This window comes from Streptomyces fildesensis (assembly GCF_016107395.1).
GTDB lineage: Bacteria > Actinomycetota > Actinomycetes > Streptomycetales > Streptomycetaceae > Actinacidiphila > Actinacidiphila fildesensis.
Map to the genome: position 1 here is coordinate 96383 of NZ_JAAIKO010000005.1, position 16256 is coordinate 112638.

Here is a 16256-nt window from a genome sequence, read left to right on the forward strand (position 1 = left end):
CACGGCGCCCGGCCGGGCTCAGTCCGCCTCGCGGACCGTCACCTCGGCCGCGGGGCTCAGCAGACGCAGTCCCTCGGCGAGCTCGCCCGCGGCGGTGTGCAGCTCGTCGAGCGGCATCGGCGTGAGGCGTTCGAGCAGGAAGACGGCGTTGACGGAGTCCTCCGTCAGCCGGGTGCGGACGCCCTGACGCCAGTTCCAGCGGCGGCAGGTGACCCCGGTGTCGTCCTGCCAGACGACCTCGCCGGGCTCGGGGTGCTCCACGACCGGCTCGCCACCGGCCGCGGTCTCGAACTTCTCGTCGCCGCCGGCCCGCACCAGCCGCATCCCGCCGAGGATGTGGTCGGTGTCCTCGCCGCCGACCGGCACCAGATGGGCCACGCTGACGGCGTTGTAGAGGTCGACGAGGAGATTGATCCTCGGCAGCCCGCCGTCGGCGAGTGCGCGTCTGGCCAGCGCCTCGGCGGAGTTGCGGGTGCGGGACGGCTTGGCGCCGAAGGCGGTGTACGCGTCGCGCCAGGCCGCGATGTGCGGGTCCTCGTGCGGGGCGCGGCCGGCCAGCCGCGCGGTGAGCCGGCGCACGGCGTCGTCGAGCAGCGCGGAGCTCCGCTCGTCGCTCGGCCCGTTGGTCAGGCCCCGGGCCTCGACGATGAGCGGGACGAATCCGGGTACGAGCTCGTGCACCTCGGGGGCCACGGTGATGTTCAGGGGCTGAGCGGGGTTCGTCGGGGGCATCGCAGACCTTGGTTCCTTGACGGGGACGGCGTTCACAGCGCGGTGGGCAGCAGCTGCCACAGGTGCGGCCGGTCGGTGGCGCGCTGAAGAGATTCCAGCACGGCCGGCGGCGGAGCCGCGTACAGCACCGGGTAGTCGGCCTCGCCGAACTCGGGGCGGACCCGCCAGGCGAGCTGTTCCCGCTCCGCCGAGAACTGCGCGTCCACACCCGGCTTGTTCCCCCGCGCGTCCTGCCGCGCCCACTGCGTCCGCCCGGGCAGCAGGACGGCGACGAGGCCGTGCACCAGCGGATTGCCACCGGCTTCGTCGGTGAGGCGCTGGTAACAGAGCCCGGTGGGAATCCCCTCGGCCCGCAGCAGCGCGGCGAGGGCGTGCGACTTGGCGTGGCAGATACCGGTGCGCAGCCGCAGGACGTCCGAGGCGCGCCAGGTCACCCGGGGGTCGTCGGCGTCGCCGGAGTGCGGAACGGTGTCGCGGACGAACTCGAAGGCCGCCCGGGCGTAGTCGTACGCGCCGTCACTACCCGCGCGCAGCCGTTCCGCGGTCTCGCGCACCAGCGGATGGTCATGGTCGATGACGTCGGCGGCGGCGAGATACGCCGCGGGACCGGGTACGTCCTGGAGGAGTTCCATATTCGGAACCCTAGGCAGGATCACACGTCCGATCAATCGAAATACGAATCAGTGCATACTTATTCAGGAGCGGGCTAGGCGATCGCACCGTTCGTGGCGCCCGGTCCGGCGTCGTCCGCGTGCCGGGCCAGCGCGGACGCCAGATCGGGATGGATCTCGAAGACCCGCCCCAGCCGGGTGAGCCGCAGCAGCCTCGTGAAGGACGGATCGGCGCTGACGATCCGGATGCGGCCCCCGTTCTCGAGGGCGTGCATCCGGAACCGGCAGAGCAGCGAAAGACCGCTGCAGTCGATGAACGTCACGGGCCGCAGATCGATGATGAAGTCCGAGTCGGCCACCCGGGCGAGTGCGTCGAGGAAAGGGGACAGCCCCGCCGCGGCGAGGACGTCCAGTTCTCCCCACAGCTCGACCACGGTGGTCCCGGCCACCGATCGCCGACTGGCGCCGAAGGCGGGCTGATCGTCGTACATGGCAGGCCCCCCACTCCTGGTGATGGGCGTGCGCCGATGCGCATGTGTACGTGTCATACCCGCCGGTCGGCGATGAAGTCAACGGTTGGGACAGCAGCGGAAGTTGGCTTGTTCCGGGCCGTGGCCGGGCCGTGGGACAGCGGTGGCGGGACTAGTGTCCGGCCAGTTCCGCGGCGATGGCAGCCGCGAACGAGTCGACGTCGTCCTCCGTGGTGTCGAAGGAGCACATCCAGCGGACCTCACCGGTGTTCTCGTTCCAGAAATAGAAGCGGTAGCGCTTCTGCAGCCGCTCACTGACCTCGCGCGGCAGGATCGCGAAGACGGCGTTGGACTGCACCGGACGGACGATCGTCACACCGTCGACCCCCCGGACGGCCGCTTCCAGCCGCTGCGCCATCGCGTTGGCGTGCCGCGCGCCGCGCAGCCAGAGGTCGCCGGCGAGCAGCGCCTCGAACTGCACCGACACGAAGCGCATCTTGGAGGCGAGCTGCATCGACAGCTTGCGCAGATGCTTCATGGCGCGCACCCGCTCGGGGGTGAGCACGACGATGCACTCCCCCATCAGCAGGCCGTTCTTGGTGCCGCCGAAGGAGAGGATGTCGACCCCGGCGTCGGTGGTGAACGCCGCGAGCGGCACACCGAGCGTGGCGGCGGCGTTGGAGATCCGCGCCCCGTCCAGATGGACGGCCATGCCGTGCTGGTGGGCGTGGTCGCAGATCGCCCGGATCTCGTCGGGGGTGTAGCAGGTGCCCAGTTCGGTGGTCTGGGTGATCGAGACGACCTGCGGCTGCGCCCGGTGCTCGTCCTCGAAGCCGAACGCCTGGAGGTCGATCAGCTCGGGGGTGAGCTTGCCGTCCGGCGTCGGGACGGTCAGCAGCTTGAGCCCGCCGACGCGCTCCGGAGCGCCGCACTCGTCCACGTTGATGTGCGCGGACTCCGCGCAGATCACCGCGCCCCAGCGCTCGGTGACAGACTGCAGCGCCGTGACGTTGGCGCCGGTGCCGTTGAAGACCGGGAAGACCTCCGCGCGCGGGCCGAAGTGGCCGCGGAAGATGTCCTGCAGATGGGCGGTGTAGTCGTCCTCGCCGTACGCGACCTGGTGGCCGCCGTTGGCGAGGGCGAGGGCGGTGAGCACCTCGGGGTGCACGCCGGCGTAGTTGTCGCTGGCGAAGCCCCGGACCTCGGGGTCGTGGCGCCGGACGGCGTCGGTGGCGAGCTGCTCGCTCACGGTTGGGGCGTCAGCCACAGTCGGGTTCCGTTCACTTCCTCGGCGGGCCGGTTCCAGATGTCCGTGACGGCCTCGGCGAGGTCCGTCACATCGGTGAAGCCGGCGAATTTGGCGTTCGGGCGCTGCGCCCGCATCTCATCGTGCACCAGCGCCTTGATGACGACGACGCTGGCCGCCGCGGTGAGCGGGTCGGTGCCCGCCAGCTTGCGGAACGAGTCCCCCATGGCGAGCGTCCAGGCCTCGGCGGCGGCCTTCGACGCGGCGTAGGCGGCGTTGCCGGCCGTCGGGCTGCTGGCACCGGCGGCGCTGATCAGCACATAGCGGCCGCGCGTGCTGCGCAGCAGCGGGTCGTGGAACGCCAGCGAGGTGTGCTGGACGGTGCGGATCAGCAGCTTGTGCAGGAAGTCCCAGTCGGCGAGGTCGGTCTCGGTGAACGACGCGGAGCCGCGCCAGCCGCCGACCAGATGGACCAGACCGTCGACCGGACCGTGGTCCTTCTCGATCCGCTCGGCCCATTCACGGGTCGCGTCGGGGTCGAGCAGGTCCACGATCTCACCGGTGATGTCCGCACCGCCGGCGTCGAAACGGGCCTGGTCGACGGCTTGCGCGAGCCGTTCGGGGTTCGCGTCTGCGGCGACCACATGAGCGCCCGCCTTGGCGAGCCGCTGGAGCATCGCGCGGCCGGCCGGACCGCCGGCTCCCGCCACCGCGATGACCGCTCCCTGGAGCGGTCCCTGGCTTTCGGTCCCGTTCGCCATCTTCGCCTCCTCGGCCGCGTCGCTCACGCCGCCGTCCGTACGACGCCGCTCGCGGTGATCCCCTTGGTCGAGGCGATCACGTCGCGCAGCTTCTTCGCGAGTGCCTCATAGAACATGCTCAGCGGGAACTCGTCGACGAGCACCTCGTCCACGAGCTTGCGCGGCGGCAGCGACAGGTCGAGGGCGTCCGGGCCCTTGGCCCACACCGATCCCGGGTGGGGCGAGAGGTACGTCGCGACCAGGTCGTACGCGGCGAACCAGTGCACGAGCTTCGGGCGGTCGATGCCGTCGCGGTACAGCTTCTCGATGTCGGCGCAGAGCTGGTTGGTGACCTTGGGAGCCAGCTCCCAGTCGATGTGCAGGGTGTTGTCCGTCCAGCGTACGGCGTCGTGCTTGTGCAGGTAGGAGAAGAGCAGCTGGCCGCCCAGGCCGTCGTAGTTGCGGACCCGCTCGCCGGTGACGGGGAAGCGGAAGAGGCGGTCGAAGAGGATCGCGTACTGCACGCCCAGGCCCATCGGGTGGCCCTCGGCCTGCAGCTTCACGGCCTCCTTGAAGGTCGTGAGGTCACAGCGCAGCTCTTCGAGGCCGTACATCCAGAACGGCGCCCGCTGCTTGATCATGAAGGGGTCGAACGGCAGGTCGCCGTGGCTGTGGGTGCGGTCGTGGATCATGTCCCACAGCACGAACGTCTGCTGGGAGAGCTCCTGGTCCTCGATGAGCCGCGCGGCCTCACCGGGCAGTTCCAGGCCGAGGGTGTCCACGGCGGCGGCGGTCACGGCCCGGAAGCGGGCGGCCTCGCGGTCGCAGAAGATGCCGCCCCAGGTCCAGCGCTCGGGCGCCTGGCGGACGGCCACGGTCTCCGGGAAGAGCACCGCGGAGTTGGTGTCGTAGCCGGGCGTGAAGTCCTGGAACGTGATCGGCACGAACAGCGGGTTGTCGTAGCGGGTCCGCTCCAGCTCGGCGAGCCAGTCGGGCCACACGACGCGCAGGGCGACGGCTTCCAGGTTGCGGTCCGGGTTGCCGTTCTGCGTGTACATCGGGAAGACGACCAGGTGCTGCAGGCCGTCGCGCCGGTCGGCGGCGGGCTGGAAGGCCAGCAGCGAGTCCAGGAAGTCCGGGACGCCGAAGCCGCCGTCGGCCCAGCGGCGCAGGTCGGTGACGAGCGCCTGGTGGTACGCCGTGTCGTGCGGCACCAGCGGGGAGAGCTGCTCGATCGCGTCGATGACGCGCTCCAAGGTGCGCTCCACATCGGCCAGCGACGGGACGACCTCGGCGGAGAAGTCGATCGAGCCGTCCTTCTGCTGCCAGGGCCTGATGGCTTCCACGGCTTGCTTCAGTACGGCCCACGCCGGATGCGAGGCGATGCCCTCGCCGGATATCCCGGCCCCGTCAGCCACTACAGCCGAAAGATTTTCACTCATGACCCCTCCTTCACAGAAGAAACGCGCTTGATCCGCCAAGGAAGCGTATCTATACGAGCTTCCTCCGTTCAAGGGGGGTCGGAGCAGATTATCCTGTGCGACCCCCCACAAGACCGGTCATTTTCCTGTCATGCGCCGTTCTCGCGATGAGTTCTGTTAGTTGCGTCATGATGGGGCGGCCGACCTTCGGAACATTGCTCCCTTATGACCGTAAAGCGACTTCGTTCCAGTCTCGCCCAGCTTCCCGGCGCGCGCGATCCCCGCGCCGGATCCCGGCGGCCCGGTGGCAGCCCGGCGGGCGGCACGCCCTCACACGAGTGACGGAACCGGCAGGCCGGGGTCCGGCGGCGGTAGGAGAGGGGTCATGAGTACCCGCGCTGTCCTCGTCGCCGCCCTGATCACCGGATTCGTCCTCGGCACGGCGGGTGTCCGCTCCTCGCACTCCGCGCCGTCACACCACGTTCCACCTGCCGTCACCGCCCGTCCCTAGGATGTCGGCCATGAACTTCCTCACCGTCGGTCACCGGGGTGTCATGGGCGTGGAGCCCGAGAACACCCTGCGTTCCTTCGCCCGCGCCGAGCGCGAGGGGCTGGACCAGATCGAGCTCGATCTGCACCTGAGCAAGGACGGCGCGCTCGTCGTCATGCATGACGCGGAGGTGGACCGCACCACGGACGGCACCGGCCGGATCGGCGACCTCACCCTCGACGAGCTGCGCGAGCTGGACGCGGGGCAGGGCGAACGGGTGCCCGTCCTCGAAGAGGTGCTGGACGCGGTCACCGGACCGATCCAGGCCGAGATCAAGGACGTGGCCGCCGCCCGGGTGCTCGCGAAGGTGCTGCGCGACCGCGACGAGGTGGGCCGGGTGAGCGTGCTGTCCTTCCACGACGAGGCGCTGCGCGAGATCCACGAACTGCTGCCGGAGTCGCACCGCGTGCTGGTCGCCAGCGAGCTCGGCCGGGACCTGGTGGCACGCGCGCGGGCCGTGGGTGCCCGGATGGTCAGTCTGGAACTGCCGCAGCTCAGCCTCGACGTGGTCCGCCGCTGCCGGGACGCCGGGCTCGCCGTGATCGCGTGGACGGTGAACACTCCGCAGGAGCTGGACCTGGCGCACGCACTCGGGCTGGACGGCATCGTGACCGACCTGCCGTCCATCGACGGTCGGGCGATGCCGCAGATCGCCGGACGGGCCTGACAGGTAGGCCTCCTGGCGAGGCGCGGGGCAACACCCCGGACACAAACGTCCGGCATTCGGACGTATGCTCCCGCGGCCTGGACAGATTCCCCCGGCCGATGTCAATGTCCGGCCATGCGTTCCGCGAACCTGCTGTCCCCGCGCCTCGCCGCCATCGCCGCGGCCGCCCTGCTCACCCTCGCCGCCACCGGCTGCGCGCCCCAGGAGGACGACTCCGCGGGCAGCACCGCCGCGCCCTCGGGAACGTCCGCCGCGAGCTGTGCCCCGGCCGGTCTGTCCACCCGCACCGCGGGCAAGCTGACCGTGGGCACGGACACGCCCGCGTACAACCCGTGGTTCACCGACGACAAGCCCGCCAACGGCAAGGGCTTCGAGTCGGCCGTCACCTACGCCGTCGCCAAGCAGCTCGGCTATGCCCAGGCCGATGTCGTCTGGCAGACCGTCGCCTTCAACAACGCCTTCGCGCCCGGCGCGAAGACCTTCGACTTCGACATCAACCAGGTCTCGATCAGCGACGACCGCAAGAAGGCCGTCGACTTCTCGTCCGGCTACTACGACGTGCGCCAGGCCGTCATCGCGCTCAAGACCTCGAAGATCGCGAACGCGAGGTCGATCGCCGACCTCAAGGGCGCCAAGCTCGGCGCCCAGGTCGGCACCACCAGCCTGGACGTGCTCAACGACGTCATCAAGCCGACCCAGGCACCCGCCGTCTACCAGAAGAACGACCTCGCCAAGAGCGCGCTGAAGAACGGTCAGGTGGACGGCATCGTCGTCGATCTGCCCACCGCGTTCTACATCACCGGCGCCGAGGTGCCGGAGGCCAAGGTCGTCGGGCAGTTCGAGACCGGCGGCGCCCAGAAGGAGCAGTTCGGCCTCGTCCTGGACAAGGGCAGCAAGCTCACGGCGTGCGTCAGCAAGGCTGTCGACGCGCTGCGCAAGGACGGCACGCTGGCCGGGCTGGAGAAGCAGTGGCTGTCCGAGGCCGTCGACGCGCCGGTGCTGAAGTGACGCTGGAGGACGTCCGGCCGGACACCTACCGGCCGTCCGAGCGGCGGATCGAACGGGAGCGCTTCCGGCGCGCCCGCACCCGCCGCGCGGTGATCATCGGTGCCGTCAGCACGCTCGCCACCGCCGGGTTGCTCATCGGGCTCGTCGTCAGCTCCCCCGGCTGGCAGCGCACCCGCGAGACCTTCTTCAACGCGCACGACGCGCGCGCGTCACTGCCGAAGATCCTCGACGGGCTCTGGCTCAACCTCCAGCTGATGGTGGTGTGCGGAGCTGTCGTCCTGGTCCTCGGGCTGCTGCTCGCCGTCACCCGCACCCTGCGCGGGCCGGTGTTCTTCCCGCTGCGGGCGCTCGCCACCGCCTATGTCGACTTCTTCCGCGGTCTGCCGCTGATCATCTGCCTGCTCGGCGTGGTCTTCGGCGTCCCCGCGCTGCGGCTGCAGGGCGTCACCACCGACCCGGTGGTGCTGGGCGGCACGGCCCTGGTCCTCACCTACTCGGCGTACGTCGCCGAGGTCTTCCGGGCCGGGATCGACACCGTCCACCCCAGCCAGCGCGCCGCCGCCCGCTCGCTGGGGCTGAGCAGCGCGCAGACCATGCGCCACGTGGTGCTGCCGCAGGCCGTCCGGCGGGTCGTGCCCCCGCTGCTGAACGACCTGGTCTCGCTGCAGAAGGACACCGGTCTGGTGTCGATCGCCGGCGCGGTCGACGCGGTGTACGCCGCGCAGATCTACGCGGGCAAGACCTTCAACTACACCTCGTACGTCGTCGCCGGCCTGATCTTCGTCGCGCTCACCATCCCGATGACGCGCTTCACCGACTGGATCACCGCCCGGATGAACCGCCGCCAGTCGCAGGGAGGAACCGTATGAGTGACGGCACGAGCACGACACCCGTGCTGCGGCTGGAGTCCGTACGCAAGACGTTCGGCTCCACGGTGGTGCTCCGCGACATCGATCTCAGCGTGCCCCCGCACACCGTCACCGCGCTGATCGGCGCCTCCGGCTCCGGCAAGTCGACGCTGCTGCGCTGCGCCAACCTGCTGGAGGACATCGACGACGGGGCGATCTTCCTGGACGGCGAGGACATCACCGACCCGCGGGTCGACCCGGACACGGTGCGCCGCCGGATCGGGGTCGTCTTCCAGGCGTACAACCTGTTCCCGCACATGACCGTGCTCGACAACATCACCCTCGCGCCGCGCCGGGTGCACAAGGTCGCGCGCGCCGAGGCGGCCGAGCGGGCCCGTGAACTGCTCGCCCGGCTCGGCCTCGGCGACAAGGCCGGCGAGTACCCGGACCGGCTCAGCGGCGGCCAGCAGCAGCGCGTCGCGATCGTCCGGGCGCTGGCCGGGCAGCCGCGGCTGCTGCTCCTCGACGAGATCACCGCGGCGCTCGACCCGGAGCTGGTCGGCGAGGTGCTGGGCGTCGTCCGCGATCTCAAGGACCAGGGCATGACGATGGTGATCGCCACGCACGAGATGGGCTTCGCCCGCGAGGTCGCCGACCAGGTCTGCTTCCTCGACGCCGGGGTGGTGCTGGAGCGCGGCACCCCGAAGCAGGTGTTCGGGGCACCGGAGCAGGAGCGCACTCAGCGCTTCCTGCGGCGCTTCGCGGAGGCCGGGCGGCTGTAACGGGTCAGCCGGTGGCCGCGGCCTTGAGGTCCTTGAGGTCCTTCACCAGCAGTTCGAACTCGAGGTCGTCACGCTGCGGCACCCCGAAGCGCTCGTCCCCGTAGGGGAAGGCGTGCGTCTCGCCGGTGCGGGTGTAGCCGCGGCGCTCGTACCAGGCGATGAGGTCGGCGCGCGCCGTGATCACCGTCATGTGCATCTGCGCCGCGTCCCACTCGGTCGCGGCGTAGCGCTCGGCCTCCGCGAGGACGGTCTTCCCGAGACCTCCGGCCTGGGCCGTGGGCCGGACCGCGAACATCCCGAAGTACGCGTTGTCCCCGCGGCGTTCGATGTGGCAGCACGCGATCAGCTCTCCCGCGCGCTCCACCAGGACGAGCCGGCTGCCCGCCTTCTCGATCACCTCGACGACACCCTCGGGGTCCGTCCGCTGTCCCTGCAGGATGTCCGCCTCGGTCGTCCACCCGACCCGGCTCGAGTCCCCCCGGTACGCCGACTCGACGAGAGTCACGACGGCGGGAACATCGGCCGGCGTGGCCGTGCGGAAGGTCGGCTGCGCGGTGCGCTCGCTGATGTCCATGGGGCCGAGGCTACCCGGGAGCACATCCGGGGCGCCGGGGCCGGGTAGCTTCACCGCATGGTGAATGTGGTGAGCAGCCGGATCCTGTTGCAGCCGACCGACCTGGAACGATCCCGGGCCTTCTACCGTGACGATCTCGGGCTGGCGATCTACCGGGAGTTCGGCAGCGGTCCTGAGCGCGGCACGGTGTTCTTTCTCGGCGGCGGCTATCTGGAGGTCTCCGGGCGCTCCGGGGCGCCGATGAGTGCGGCGCTGCGCATCTGGCTGCAGGTCCCGGACGTCACGGCGGCGCACGCCGAACTGGCCGGTCGCGGGGTGACCGTGCTGCGGCCGCCGGTGAAGGAGCCCTGGGGGCTGGTCGAGATGTGGATCGCGGATCCCGACGGGCTGGAGATCGTCGTGGTGGAGGTGCCGGCCGACCACCCGATCAGATACCGGCCCTGACCTCCGTGAAGGCGGCCGCGAGCCGCCGGATCCCCTCGTCGATCTCCTCCGTGCCGCTGGTGTCGGCGAAGCTGACGCGGATGTACGGCGCCGGGGCCTCGGCGGCGAAGTAGGCGCGCCCGGCCGCGACCGCGACCGAGGCGCGCAGGGCCGCAGTGCACAGCTCCGTCTCGTCGGTGCCGTCGGGCAGTCGCAGCCACAGCTGGTAGCCGCCGCTCGGGACCCGGTCGGGGACGAGGTCCGGCAGGTCGCGCCGCAGCGCCGCCAGCATCGCGTCGCGGCGCTCGCGCAGCCCCGTCGCGACGGCCCGCAGATGGCGCGGCCAGGCGGGTGCGCCGACCAGTTCCAGGGTCGCCTCCTGCAGGGGGCGGGGGACGAAGAAGCTGTCGACGACCTGGATGGCGCGCAGCCGTTCCACGACCGGGCCACGCGCGATGAGCGCGCCGACCCGCAGGCTGGGCGAGGTCGGCTTGGTCAGCGACGTGACATGGACGACGGTGCCGTGCGGGTCGTCGGCGACCAGCGGCGCGGGCAGCGGGCCGCCGTGGCCCAGCCGCCGGGCGAAGTCGTCCTCGATGACGAACGCCCCGGCCGCGCGGGCGATCCCGGTGATCTGCGCCCGCCGCGCCGGGGCGAGAACGGTGCCCGTCGGGTTCTGGAAGAGCGGCTGGCAGAAGAACACCCGTGCGCCCGTGGCGTCGAAGGCGTCGGCGAGCAGGTCCGGGCGTACGCCGTCGGCGTCGGTCGGCACCGGGACCGGCCGCAGTCCGGCCGCCCGGGCCACCGCGAGCACTCCGGGGTACGTCGGGGACTCGACGAGCAGCGCGGAGCCGGGCGGGGCGAGCGCGCGCAGCGCGGTGGTGAGCGCGGCCTGGCCGCCCGCCGTGATCAGCACCTGGGCGGGTCCGACGCCGGCCTCGCGCGCGAACCAGGTGCGCAGCGCCGTCAGCCCCTCCACCGGCGGCCGGTCCCACGCCCCGGGCCGGCGGGCCGCGCGGGCGAGCGCGGCGCCGAGGGCCTGCTGCGGCTGGAGATCCGGGTGCAGATAGCCGCCGTTGAGCGGGATCACACCGGGCGGCGGGGCGGCGAGCGTGGCGAGCACCCCGGAGGCGTCGACGACGCGGGGGGCGGGCTCGCCGTGCTGGTCCCCGGCGGTCAGGGCGACCTGCTGCCAGGAGGTGTCGACGGGGCCGGCGGGGTGCGCCGCCGGCTGCGACCGGTAGGTGCCCGAGCCGGGCCGGGTCTCCACCAGCCCCTCAGCGGCGAGCGCGGCCAGCGCCCGGGACACCGTCACGGGGCTGACGCCGAACCGGTCGACGAGGGAGCGGCTCGACGGCAGTTTCGCTCCGGGAGAGAAGCGCTTCAGCTCTCCTCGCAGCGAATCCGCCAGGGAATGCGAACTGCTACCGTCGTTCATGACAGCACATAATAGCGCTACCGCACTGCGGCCGATAGCGGTGAACGGCACCGCCCTCGCCGGGCTCGGCGTCGCGGTCTTCTCCTTCACCTTCCCCGCGACCCACTGGGCGCTCGGCGGCTTCGGGCCGTGGACCACCGTCGCCGTGCGCGGTGTGCTCGCCGCCGTCATCGCGGGTGTCTGCCTGGTCGCCGGGCGGGCGCCCCTTCCCGCCCGGGAGCACTGGCCGGGACTGCTGGTCGTCGGCCTCGGGGTGGTCGTGGGCTTCCCGCTGCTCACCACGCTGGCGCTGACGACCACCGACACGTCGCACGCCGCCGTCGTCATCGGCGCGCTGCCGCTGGCCACCGCCATCGTGGCCGCGGCCCGGGAGGGGAACCGTCCGTCGCGCACCTTCTGGGCCGCCGCGGTCGCGGGGGCCGGCGCCGTCACGGTGTTCACCCTCGCGCAGAGCGGCGGGGCGCCGACCACCGGCGACCTCTACCTCTTCGGCGCGCTCGCGGTGTGCGCGGCGGGCTACGCCGAGGGCGGCCGGCTGGCCAGGGTGATGCCGGGACTGCGGGTCATCTCGTGGGCGCTGATCGCGATGCTCCCGTTCACCCTGGCCGGCTCGCTCGTCGCGCTGGCCTTCGAGCCGGTGCACTTCGGCGGCCAGGCGCTGCTGGGGCTGGCGTATCTCGCGGCCGTCTCCCAGGTCCTCGGCCTCATGGTCTGGTACCGGGGCATGGCCGCCATCGGCGTCGCGCGCGCCAGCCAGCTCCAGCTCGCGCAGCCGCTGCTGACGCTGGTGTGGTCCGCGGCGCTGCTCGGCGAGCACCTTGACGCCGCCACCCCGCTCGCGGCGCTCGCCGTCCTGGTCTGCGTGGCGGTCACCCAGCGCGCCAGGGCCTGAGCTCCCGCTCCTCGAGTCCTTCATCGCGCCCCCCGAGTACGTCCGTGCGCGTGAGTGTGCGCCCTCGTGCCTGGGCAGCTCTCCAGCGGACCGCCGTCGCCCGGGGACGCGGGGCGGCCGGTGGGCGGGAACGCCGCGAACGGGAGGCCGGTCATGCACGGACCACCGCTGGTGGGGTGGCTGCTGGTCGTACTCAGCGCCGCGACGGGGCTCTCGTGCCTGCTGCGGCACGCCGCACGGCACGAGGCCCTGATGGGGGCCGGCATGGCGGTGATGGCCGTGCCCCTGTCCGTACTCGACCCCCGGCCCTGGGGGTCGCTGCTGCTCGCGCTGGTCTTCGCGGCGGCGGCGGTCCGGGCCCTGCTGCTCGCCCGGCGGCCTGGCCACCATCTGCACCACGCCCTGGGCGCCGCCGCGATGGTCTACATGGCGGCCGCCATGGGCACCGCCGCCCCGGCCGGCGGCCACGCCGGGCACGCCCCGGCGGGCGCTCCGCTGCTGACGGGGGCCCTGCTGGTGTACTTCGCCGGATACGTCCTGGCCGCCGGGGCCCGGCTGGTGACGGTGGCGGCCGTCGCCCCGGCCGGCGGTCCGCCGGCCGGGGTGGCGATCGCGCCGGAGCTGGCGGCCTGCCGGGTCTCCATGGCGCTGGGGATGTTCGCGATGCTGCTGACGCTGTGACCCGGGGTGCCGGCCGCCCCGGACGGCGTCAGCAGGCGAGGGCGAGCGGCGGCCGCCAGACCTGGCCGTCACCCGGGGTGCCGGAGGCCGGGCTGGAGTTGAGCGGCACGAACATCATCCGCGCGCCGGTCTGGTTCCGGTCGCCGGTCCACAGGTCGATGCCCTGCCAGGCCTGCCCGTCGACGACCGACACCGTGCGGGACTGTCCGCCACAGCTGTTGGCGGAGATGAGGCGGCGGCCGTTCGCGGGCTGGCCGAACCCGAGGTTGGGGGGCGCGACCCAGGTCCCGTACAGGTTCGTGGTGGTGGCGTAGCCGGTACCGGTGCCCGTGCAGTAACCGCAGCCCGGGTCCGAGTAGGTGAGGAAGTACTGCCCGCTGGCCCGGTCGTACCAGCCGCCCGGGCTCTCGATGTTCTTCAGTCCGGCGACGGTCACCCCGCCCGATCCGGAACCGCCGACGCCCGCGGCGTTGAGCTCCTCGATGGACAGGGACAGCGCACCGGGCATCGTGCACACCAGAGCGGGCGCGGCACCCGGCGTGACGGAGTCGATGAAGCCCATGTCCCCGTTACCGGTACAGAACTTCAGGCTGGGCTTGGTGTACGAGCCGTTCGGCGCACCGGCGGTGGGACCGCAGGGGCCGGCCGGGCCGTTGCAGCCCATCGCGTTGTAGGCGTTGGACCGGTCACGGTTGAAGTCCGCCGGGGAGTTGAACCACAGGATCCACGCCCCGTCGCCGGCGCCCCAGCCGCTGCGCTGGATCATCCGCGCGTTGAAACAGCCCGCGCCGGTGCCGCCGCACTCCACCTGCCAGGTCTGCCCGGTGTACGGATCGATGTCGTTCGGGCCGAACAGCAGCTGGGGAGTGGACCAGGGTCCCAGGAGCGACGGAGCGGTGGACACCTTGAAGCCGCACCAAGGGGTGTTGGCCACCTGCCAGTGGAACCCGCAGGCGTACGCGGTTCCGTACGCGTAGTAGGTGCCGTTGAACTTCTGGACGGTGCCGTCGTGCAGGTCGAGCGAGGCGGGCAGGCTGAACGCCACGGGCTGCCCCTCAGGAGCCGAATCGGCCTGAGCGGTGGACGCACCCCCGAGGAACGTGACGAAGGAAAGAGCGAGGACGGCGAGCAGGGCACCGATACGGCACACCACGCCTCCAGTTCGATGAGGTCGTCGCGGACAGGGTCGTGGGCAAATCGAGGGCGAGCCGTTCCGATGATCGGCCCGCATGACGCACCGTAGTCGTGCGTTTCCGGTGCGTCGGACGACGCGACCGGCTGCCGCCCCACGTCACCCATAGCGACGAAGGCTCGTACGCCCGGCCGAGTCCCGCGCCGGCCGGGCACCGGCCGGCGGGCGAGGGGGCGGGACGGGGTGAGGCGTGCATCACTTCGGACGGCGGACCGTACCCGGGGCTCCCGGGGCCTCCTAGGGTGAGCGGCATGACGGTCCCGTTCGTGCTGCTGGTGGTCGGCGCACTGGCGGCGGCGATGACGCCGCGCCTGCTGTCCCGTGCCGCCTGGCCGGAGCGCGAACCCGTGCTGGCCCTGTGGGTCTGGCAGTGCGTCGTCGCCGCCGTCCTGCTGTGCTGCGTCCTGGCGATGGCGCTCAGCGCCGCCGCCGCTTCGGCCGCGGTCCGCTGGCACCTGTTCGGTTTCGCCCCGCACGGTGTCGTGGACGCGTACGGTCTGCCCGGCTACGGGCGCTGGGCCGGATCGCTGGCGGTCCTGCTGGCCTGCGGTGGTGTGTGGACCGCCGCGATGCTCACCCGCGAGGTGCGCGGGGCGCGGGGCCGGCGCCGTCAGCGGCGTGCCGACCTGCTCGTCCGCTCCCCCCGGCTGCCCGGCGAGGAGCCGCCGGCCGGTGACCGGCTGGTGGTGCTGGAGGGTGACCGGCCCGACGCCTGGTGGCTGTCGGGCGCGCAGCCGCAGCTGGTCGTCACCACGGCCGCGCTGCGCCGGCTCAAGGGCCGCCAGCTCGACGCCGTGCTCGCCCATGAACAGGGCCACGTCCGTGCCCGGCACGATGTGCTGCTGCACTGCGCGGGCGCGCTGGCCTCCGGCTTCCCGCAGGTCCCGGTCTTCGCCGGGTTCCGCGACCAGGTGCACCGGCTGATCGAGCTGTCCGCCGACGACACCGCCTCCCGCCGCTTCGGCCGGCTCACCACGGCACTGGCCCTGGTCGAGCTCAACGAGGACCGCGGGGTGTTCGGCCCCTGCCCGACCCCGCTCGCCGAACTGCCGCGCCGGGTGCACCGGCTGCTGGACCCGGCGCCGCGGCTGGCTCCGGTACGCCGGGCCGGGCTGACCGCGACCGCGCTCCTCGTCCCGGCCGTTCCGCTCCTGATCGCGTTCGTTCCGGGGCTCAGCGCTCTCGCGTAGCCGACCGGAATCGCTCCTTCCGGGCCCCTGACGGCTCCTTCCCCGGCCCGTTCCGGAGAATGGCGCCATGGTGATCAAGGGATGCATGTTCGACTTCTCCGGGACCTTGATGAGAATCGAACCGGCCGGGCGCTGGCTGGACGCGGTCCTCACCGCGGCCGGGCACGACGTTCCCGCCGGACAGGCCGCGCGGTACGCGGAGCGGCTGGAGCGGGCCGGGGCGCTGCCCGGCGGCGCGCATCCGAGCGCGGTGCCCGAAGCGCTGCGGGAGGTCTGGCAGGAGCGGGACCGCAGCGCGGAACAGCACCGGGCCGCGTTCACCGGCATGGCCCGGCAGGCGGAGCTGCCGTGGGACGTCTACGACGCCCTGTACGACCGCCACATGACGCCGGCGGCCTGGACGCCCTACCCCGACGCCGCCGAGGTGCTGGGGGAACTGCGCGGGCGCGGGACCGCCGTGGCCGTGGTGAGCAACATCGGCTGGGACCTGCGGCCGGTCTTCCGCGCCCACGGACTCGACGCGTTCGTCGACGCGTATGTGCTGAGTTTCGAACACGGCATCCAGAAGCCGGACCCCCGGCTGTTCACGATCGCCTGTGAGGCGCTGGGACTGCCTCCCGCGCAGGTCGCGATGGTGGGCGACGACCGGCGGGCCGACACGGGCGCCGCCGCGCTGGGCTCCCCGGTGCACCTCGTCGACCATCTGCCGGCCGATGAGCGGCCGGACGGTCTGCGGAAGATTCTCGATCTGCTGTAGATCCACCAATCCGCACCGGCCGCCGCTCCGAATA

Annotated in this window: 19 protein-coding genes; 10 read left to right on the forward strand and 9 right to left on the reverse strand. The window is 72.1% G+C overall.

What is annotated here, in order from left to right; translation table 11 throughout:
• Window positions 1-18: 18 nt before the first annotated feature.
• From C6N31_RS10380 to C6N31_RS10405, 6 genes are all read right to left on the reverse strand, one after another.
• Window positions 19-732 (reverse strand): B3/B4 domain-containing protein, encoded by a 714-nt coding sequence (locus C6N31_RS10380; protein ID WP_198357438.1) that lies wholly within the window; start codon window positions 730-732, stop codon window positions 19-21.
• Window positions 733-764: 32 nt separating this feature from the next.
• Window positions 765-1364: a transglutaminase-like domain-containing protein gene (locus C6N31_RS10385; RefSeq protein WP_198357439.1), complete on the reverse strand. Its 600-nt coding sequence runs from the start codon at window positions 1362-1364 to the stop codon at window positions 765-767.
• Window positions 1365-1438: 74 nt separating this feature from the next.
• Window positions 1439-1834 carry an STAS domain-containing protein gene (locus tag C6N31_RS10390; RefSeq protein WP_138353875.1) on the reverse strand — a complete coding sequence of 132 codons (396 nt, stop codon included), beginning with the start codon at window positions 1832-1834 and terminating at the stop codon, window positions 1439-1441.
• A 151-nt stretch (window positions 1835-1985) separates the two neighbouring features.
• Entirely contained in the window at window positions 1986-3080 is a 1095-nt protein-coding gene (locus tag C6N31_RS10395; protein ID WP_138353876.1) for a threonine aldolase family protein, read from the reverse strand.
• Window positions 3059-3820 (reverse strand): SDR family NAD(P)-dependent oxidoreductase, encoded by a 762-nt coding sequence (locus tag C6N31_RS10400; RefSeq protein ID WP_138353928.1) that lies wholly within the window; start codon window positions 3818-3820, stop codon window positions 3059-3061. The genes C6N31_RS10395 and C6N31_RS10400 overlap by 22 nt, the downstream gene beginning before the upstream one ends.
• A 23-nt stretch (window positions 3821-3843) precedes the next feature.
• Window positions 3844-5241, reverse strand: coding sequence for a DUF6421 family protein (locus C6N31_RS10405; protein WP_138353877.1), 1398 nt, complete (start codon window positions 5239-5241; stop codon window positions 3844-3846).
• A 364-nt stretch (window positions 5242-5605) separates the two neighbouring features.
• Here C6N31_RS10405 and C6N31_RS45105 point away from each other — a divergent pair, with 364 nt between their 5' ends.
• The 5 genes from C6N31_RS45105 to C6N31_RS10425 all read left to right on the forward strand — a co-directional run bounded on the left by C6N31_RS45105 (window position 5606) and on the right by C6N31_RS10425 (window position 9075).
• On the forward strand, window positions 5606-5731 hold the full coding sequence (locus tag C6N31_RS45105) for a hypothetical protein (RefSeq protein ID WP_269287308.1): 126 nt from the start codon (window positions 5606-5608) through the stop codon (window positions 5729-5731).
• A 10-nt stretch (window positions 5732-5741) separates the two neighbouring features.
• Entirely contained in the window at window positions 5742-6437 is a 696-nt protein-coding gene (locus C6N31_RS10410) for a glycerophosphodiester phosphodiesterase (protein ID WP_138353878.1), read from the forward strand.
• A 114-nt stretch (window positions 6438-6551) separates the two neighbouring features.
• Entirely contained in the window at window positions 6552-7445 is an 894-nt protein-coding gene (locus tag C6N31_RS10415; RefSeq protein ID WP_138353879.1) for an ABC transporter substrate-binding protein, read from the forward strand.
• Entirely contained in the window at window positions 7442-8314 is an 873-nt protein-coding gene (locus C6N31_RS10420; RefSeq protein WP_244809080.1) for an amino acid ABC transporter permease, read from the forward strand. Before C6N31_RS10415 ends, C6N31_RS10420 begins: the two co-directional genes overlap by 4 nt.
• Window positions 8311-9075, forward strand: coding sequence for an amino acid ABC transporter ATP-binding protein (locus C6N31_RS10425; protein ID WP_138353881.1), 765 nt, complete (start codon window positions 8311-8313; stop codon window positions 9073-9075). Before C6N31_RS10420 ends, C6N31_RS10425 begins: the two co-directional genes overlap by 4 nt.
• 4 nt (window positions 9076-9079) lie before the next feature.
• Here the strand turns inward: C6N31_RS10425 and C6N31_RS10430 are convergent, their stop codons facing one another.
• Window positions 9080-9649 carry a GNAT family N-acetyltransferase gene (locus C6N31_RS10430; RefSeq protein WP_138353882.1) on the reverse strand — a complete coding sequence of 190 codons (570 nt, stop codon included), beginning with the start codon at window positions 9647-9649 and terminating at the stop codon, window positions 9080-9082.
• A gap of 57 nt (window positions 9650-9706) precedes the next feature.
• On the opposite strand from C6N31_RS10430, the gene C6N31_RS10435 reads away from it, so the two are divergent.
• Entirely contained in the window at window positions 9707-10093 is a 387-nt protein-coding gene (locus C6N31_RS10435) for a VOC family protein (protein WP_138353883.1), read from the forward strand.
• Here the strand turns inward: C6N31_RS10435 and C6N31_RS10440 are convergent.
• Entirely contained in the window at window positions 10077-11510 is a 1434-nt protein-coding gene (locus C6N31_RS10440) for an aminotransferase-like domain-containing protein (RefSeq protein WP_138353884.1), read from the reverse strand. The two genes, C6N31_RS10435 and C6N31_RS10440, sit on opposite strands and share 17 nt — an antisense overlap.
• Between C6N31_RS10440 and C6N31_RS10445 the strand changes: the two genes are divergently transcribed.
• Together C6N31_RS10445 and C6N31_RS10450 are read left to right on the forward strand one after the other, a co-directional pair.
• Window positions 11509-12402, forward strand: a complete 894-nt coding sequence (locus tag C6N31_RS10445; RefSeq protein WP_138353885.1) for a DMT family transporter — start codon at window positions 11509-11511, stop codon at window positions 12400-12402. The genes C6N31_RS10440 and C6N31_RS10445 overlap by 2 nt on opposite strands.
• Window positions 12403-12555: 153 nt before the next feature.
• Entirely contained in the window at window positions 12556-13083 is a 528-nt protein-coding gene (locus C6N31_RS10450; protein WP_138353886.1) for a DUF5134 domain-containing protein, read from the forward strand.
• Between the two features lie 28 nt (window positions 13084-13111).
• Here C6N31_RS10450 and C6N31_RS10455 read toward each other — a convergent pair whose 3' ends face one another.
• A complete protein-coding gene (locus C6N31_RS10455; protein ID WP_138353887.1) occupies window positions 13112-14233 on the reverse strand; it encodes a glycoside hydrolase family protein in 1122 nt (373 codons plus the stop codon).
• Window positions 14234-14526: 293 nt separating this feature from the next.
• Between C6N31_RS10455 and C6N31_RS10460 the strand changes: the two genes are divergently transcribed.
• Window positions 14527-15465, forward strand: a complete 939-nt coding sequence (locus C6N31_RS10460) for a M56 family metallopeptidase (protein WP_138353888.1) — start codon at window positions 14527-14529, stop codon at window positions 15463-15465.
• Window positions 15466-15532: 67 nt separating this feature from the next.
• Entirely contained in the window at window positions 15533-16222 is a 690-nt protein-coding gene (locus C6N31_RS10465) for an HAD family hydrolase (protein ID WP_138353889.1), read from the forward strand.
• Window positions 16223-16256: the final 34 nt, after the last annotated feature.

What these genes read in the sequence shown, in the direction of transcription:
- C6N31_RS10385 (WP_198357439.1), bottom strand. Translation starts at nt 1,364, where the DNA reads ATGGAACTCCTCCAGGACGTACCCGGTCCCGCGGCGTATCTCGCCGCC.
- C6N31_RS10460 (WP_138353888.1), top strand. Translation starts at nt 14,527, where the DNA reads ATGACGGTCCCGTTCGTGCTGCTGGTGGTCGGCGCACTGGCGGCGGCG.
- C6N31_RS10390 (WP_138353875.1), bottom strand. Translation starts at nt 1,834, where the DNA reads ATGTACGACGATCAGCCCGCCTTCGGCGCCAGTCGGCGATCGGTGGCC.
- C6N31_RS45105 (WP_269287308.1), top strand. Translation starts at nt 5,606, where the DNA reads ATGAGTACCCGCGCTGTCCTCGTCGCCGCCCTGATCACCGGATTCGTC.
- C6N31_RS10410 (WP_138353878.1), top strand. Translation starts at nt 5,742, where the DNA reads ATGAACTTCCTCACCGTCGGTCACCGGGGTGTCATGGGCGTGGAGCCC.
- C6N31_RS10425 (WP_138353881.1), top strand. Translation starts at nt 8,311, where the DNA reads ATGAGTGACGGCACGAGCACGACACCCGTGCTGCGGCTGGAGTCCGTA.
- C6N31_RS10380 (WP_198357438.1), bottom strand. Translation starts at nt 732, where the DNA reads ATGCCCCCGACGAACCCCGCTCAGCCCCTGAACATCACCGTGGCCCCC.
- C6N31_RS10415 (WP_138353879.1), top strand. Translation starts at nt 6,552, where the DNA reads ATGCGTTCCGCGAACCTGCTGTCCCCGCGCCTCGCCGCCATCGCCGCG.
- C6N31_RS10440 (WP_138353884.1), bottom strand. Translation starts at nt 11,510, where the DNA reads ATGAACGACGGTAGCAGTTCGCATTCCCTGGCGGATTCGCTGCGAGGA.
- C6N31_RS10450 (WP_138353886.1), top strand. Translation starts at nt 12,556, where the DNA reads ATGCACGGACCACCGCTGGTGGGGTGGCTGCTGGTCGTACTCAGCGCC.
- C6N31_RS10430 (WP_138353882.1), bottom strand. Translation starts at nt 9,649, where the DNA reads ATGGACATCAGCGAGCGCACCGCGCAGCCGACCTTCCGCACGGCCACG.
- C6N31_RS10400 (WP_138353928.1), bottom strand. Translation starts at nt 3,820, where the DNA reads ATGGCGAACGGGACCGAAAGCCAGGGACCGCTCCAGGGAGCGGTCATC.
- C6N31_RS10435 (WP_138353883.1), top strand. Translation starts at nt 9,707, where the DNA reads ATGGTGAATGTGGTGAGCAGCCGGATCCTGTTGCAGCCGACCGACCTG.
- C6N31_RS10445 (WP_138353885.1), top strand. Translation starts at nt 11,509, where the DNA reads ATGACAGCACATAATAGCGCTACCGCACTGCGGCCGATAGCGGTGAAC.
- C6N31_RS10465 (WP_138353889.1), top strand. Translation starts at nt 15,533, where the DNA reads ATGGTGATCAAGGGATGCATGTTCGACTTCTCCGGGACCTTGATGAGA.
- C6N31_RS10405 (WP_138353877.1), bottom strand. Translation starts at nt 5,241, where the DNA reads ATGAGTGAAAATCTTTCGGCTGTAGTGGCTGACGGGGCCGGGATATCC.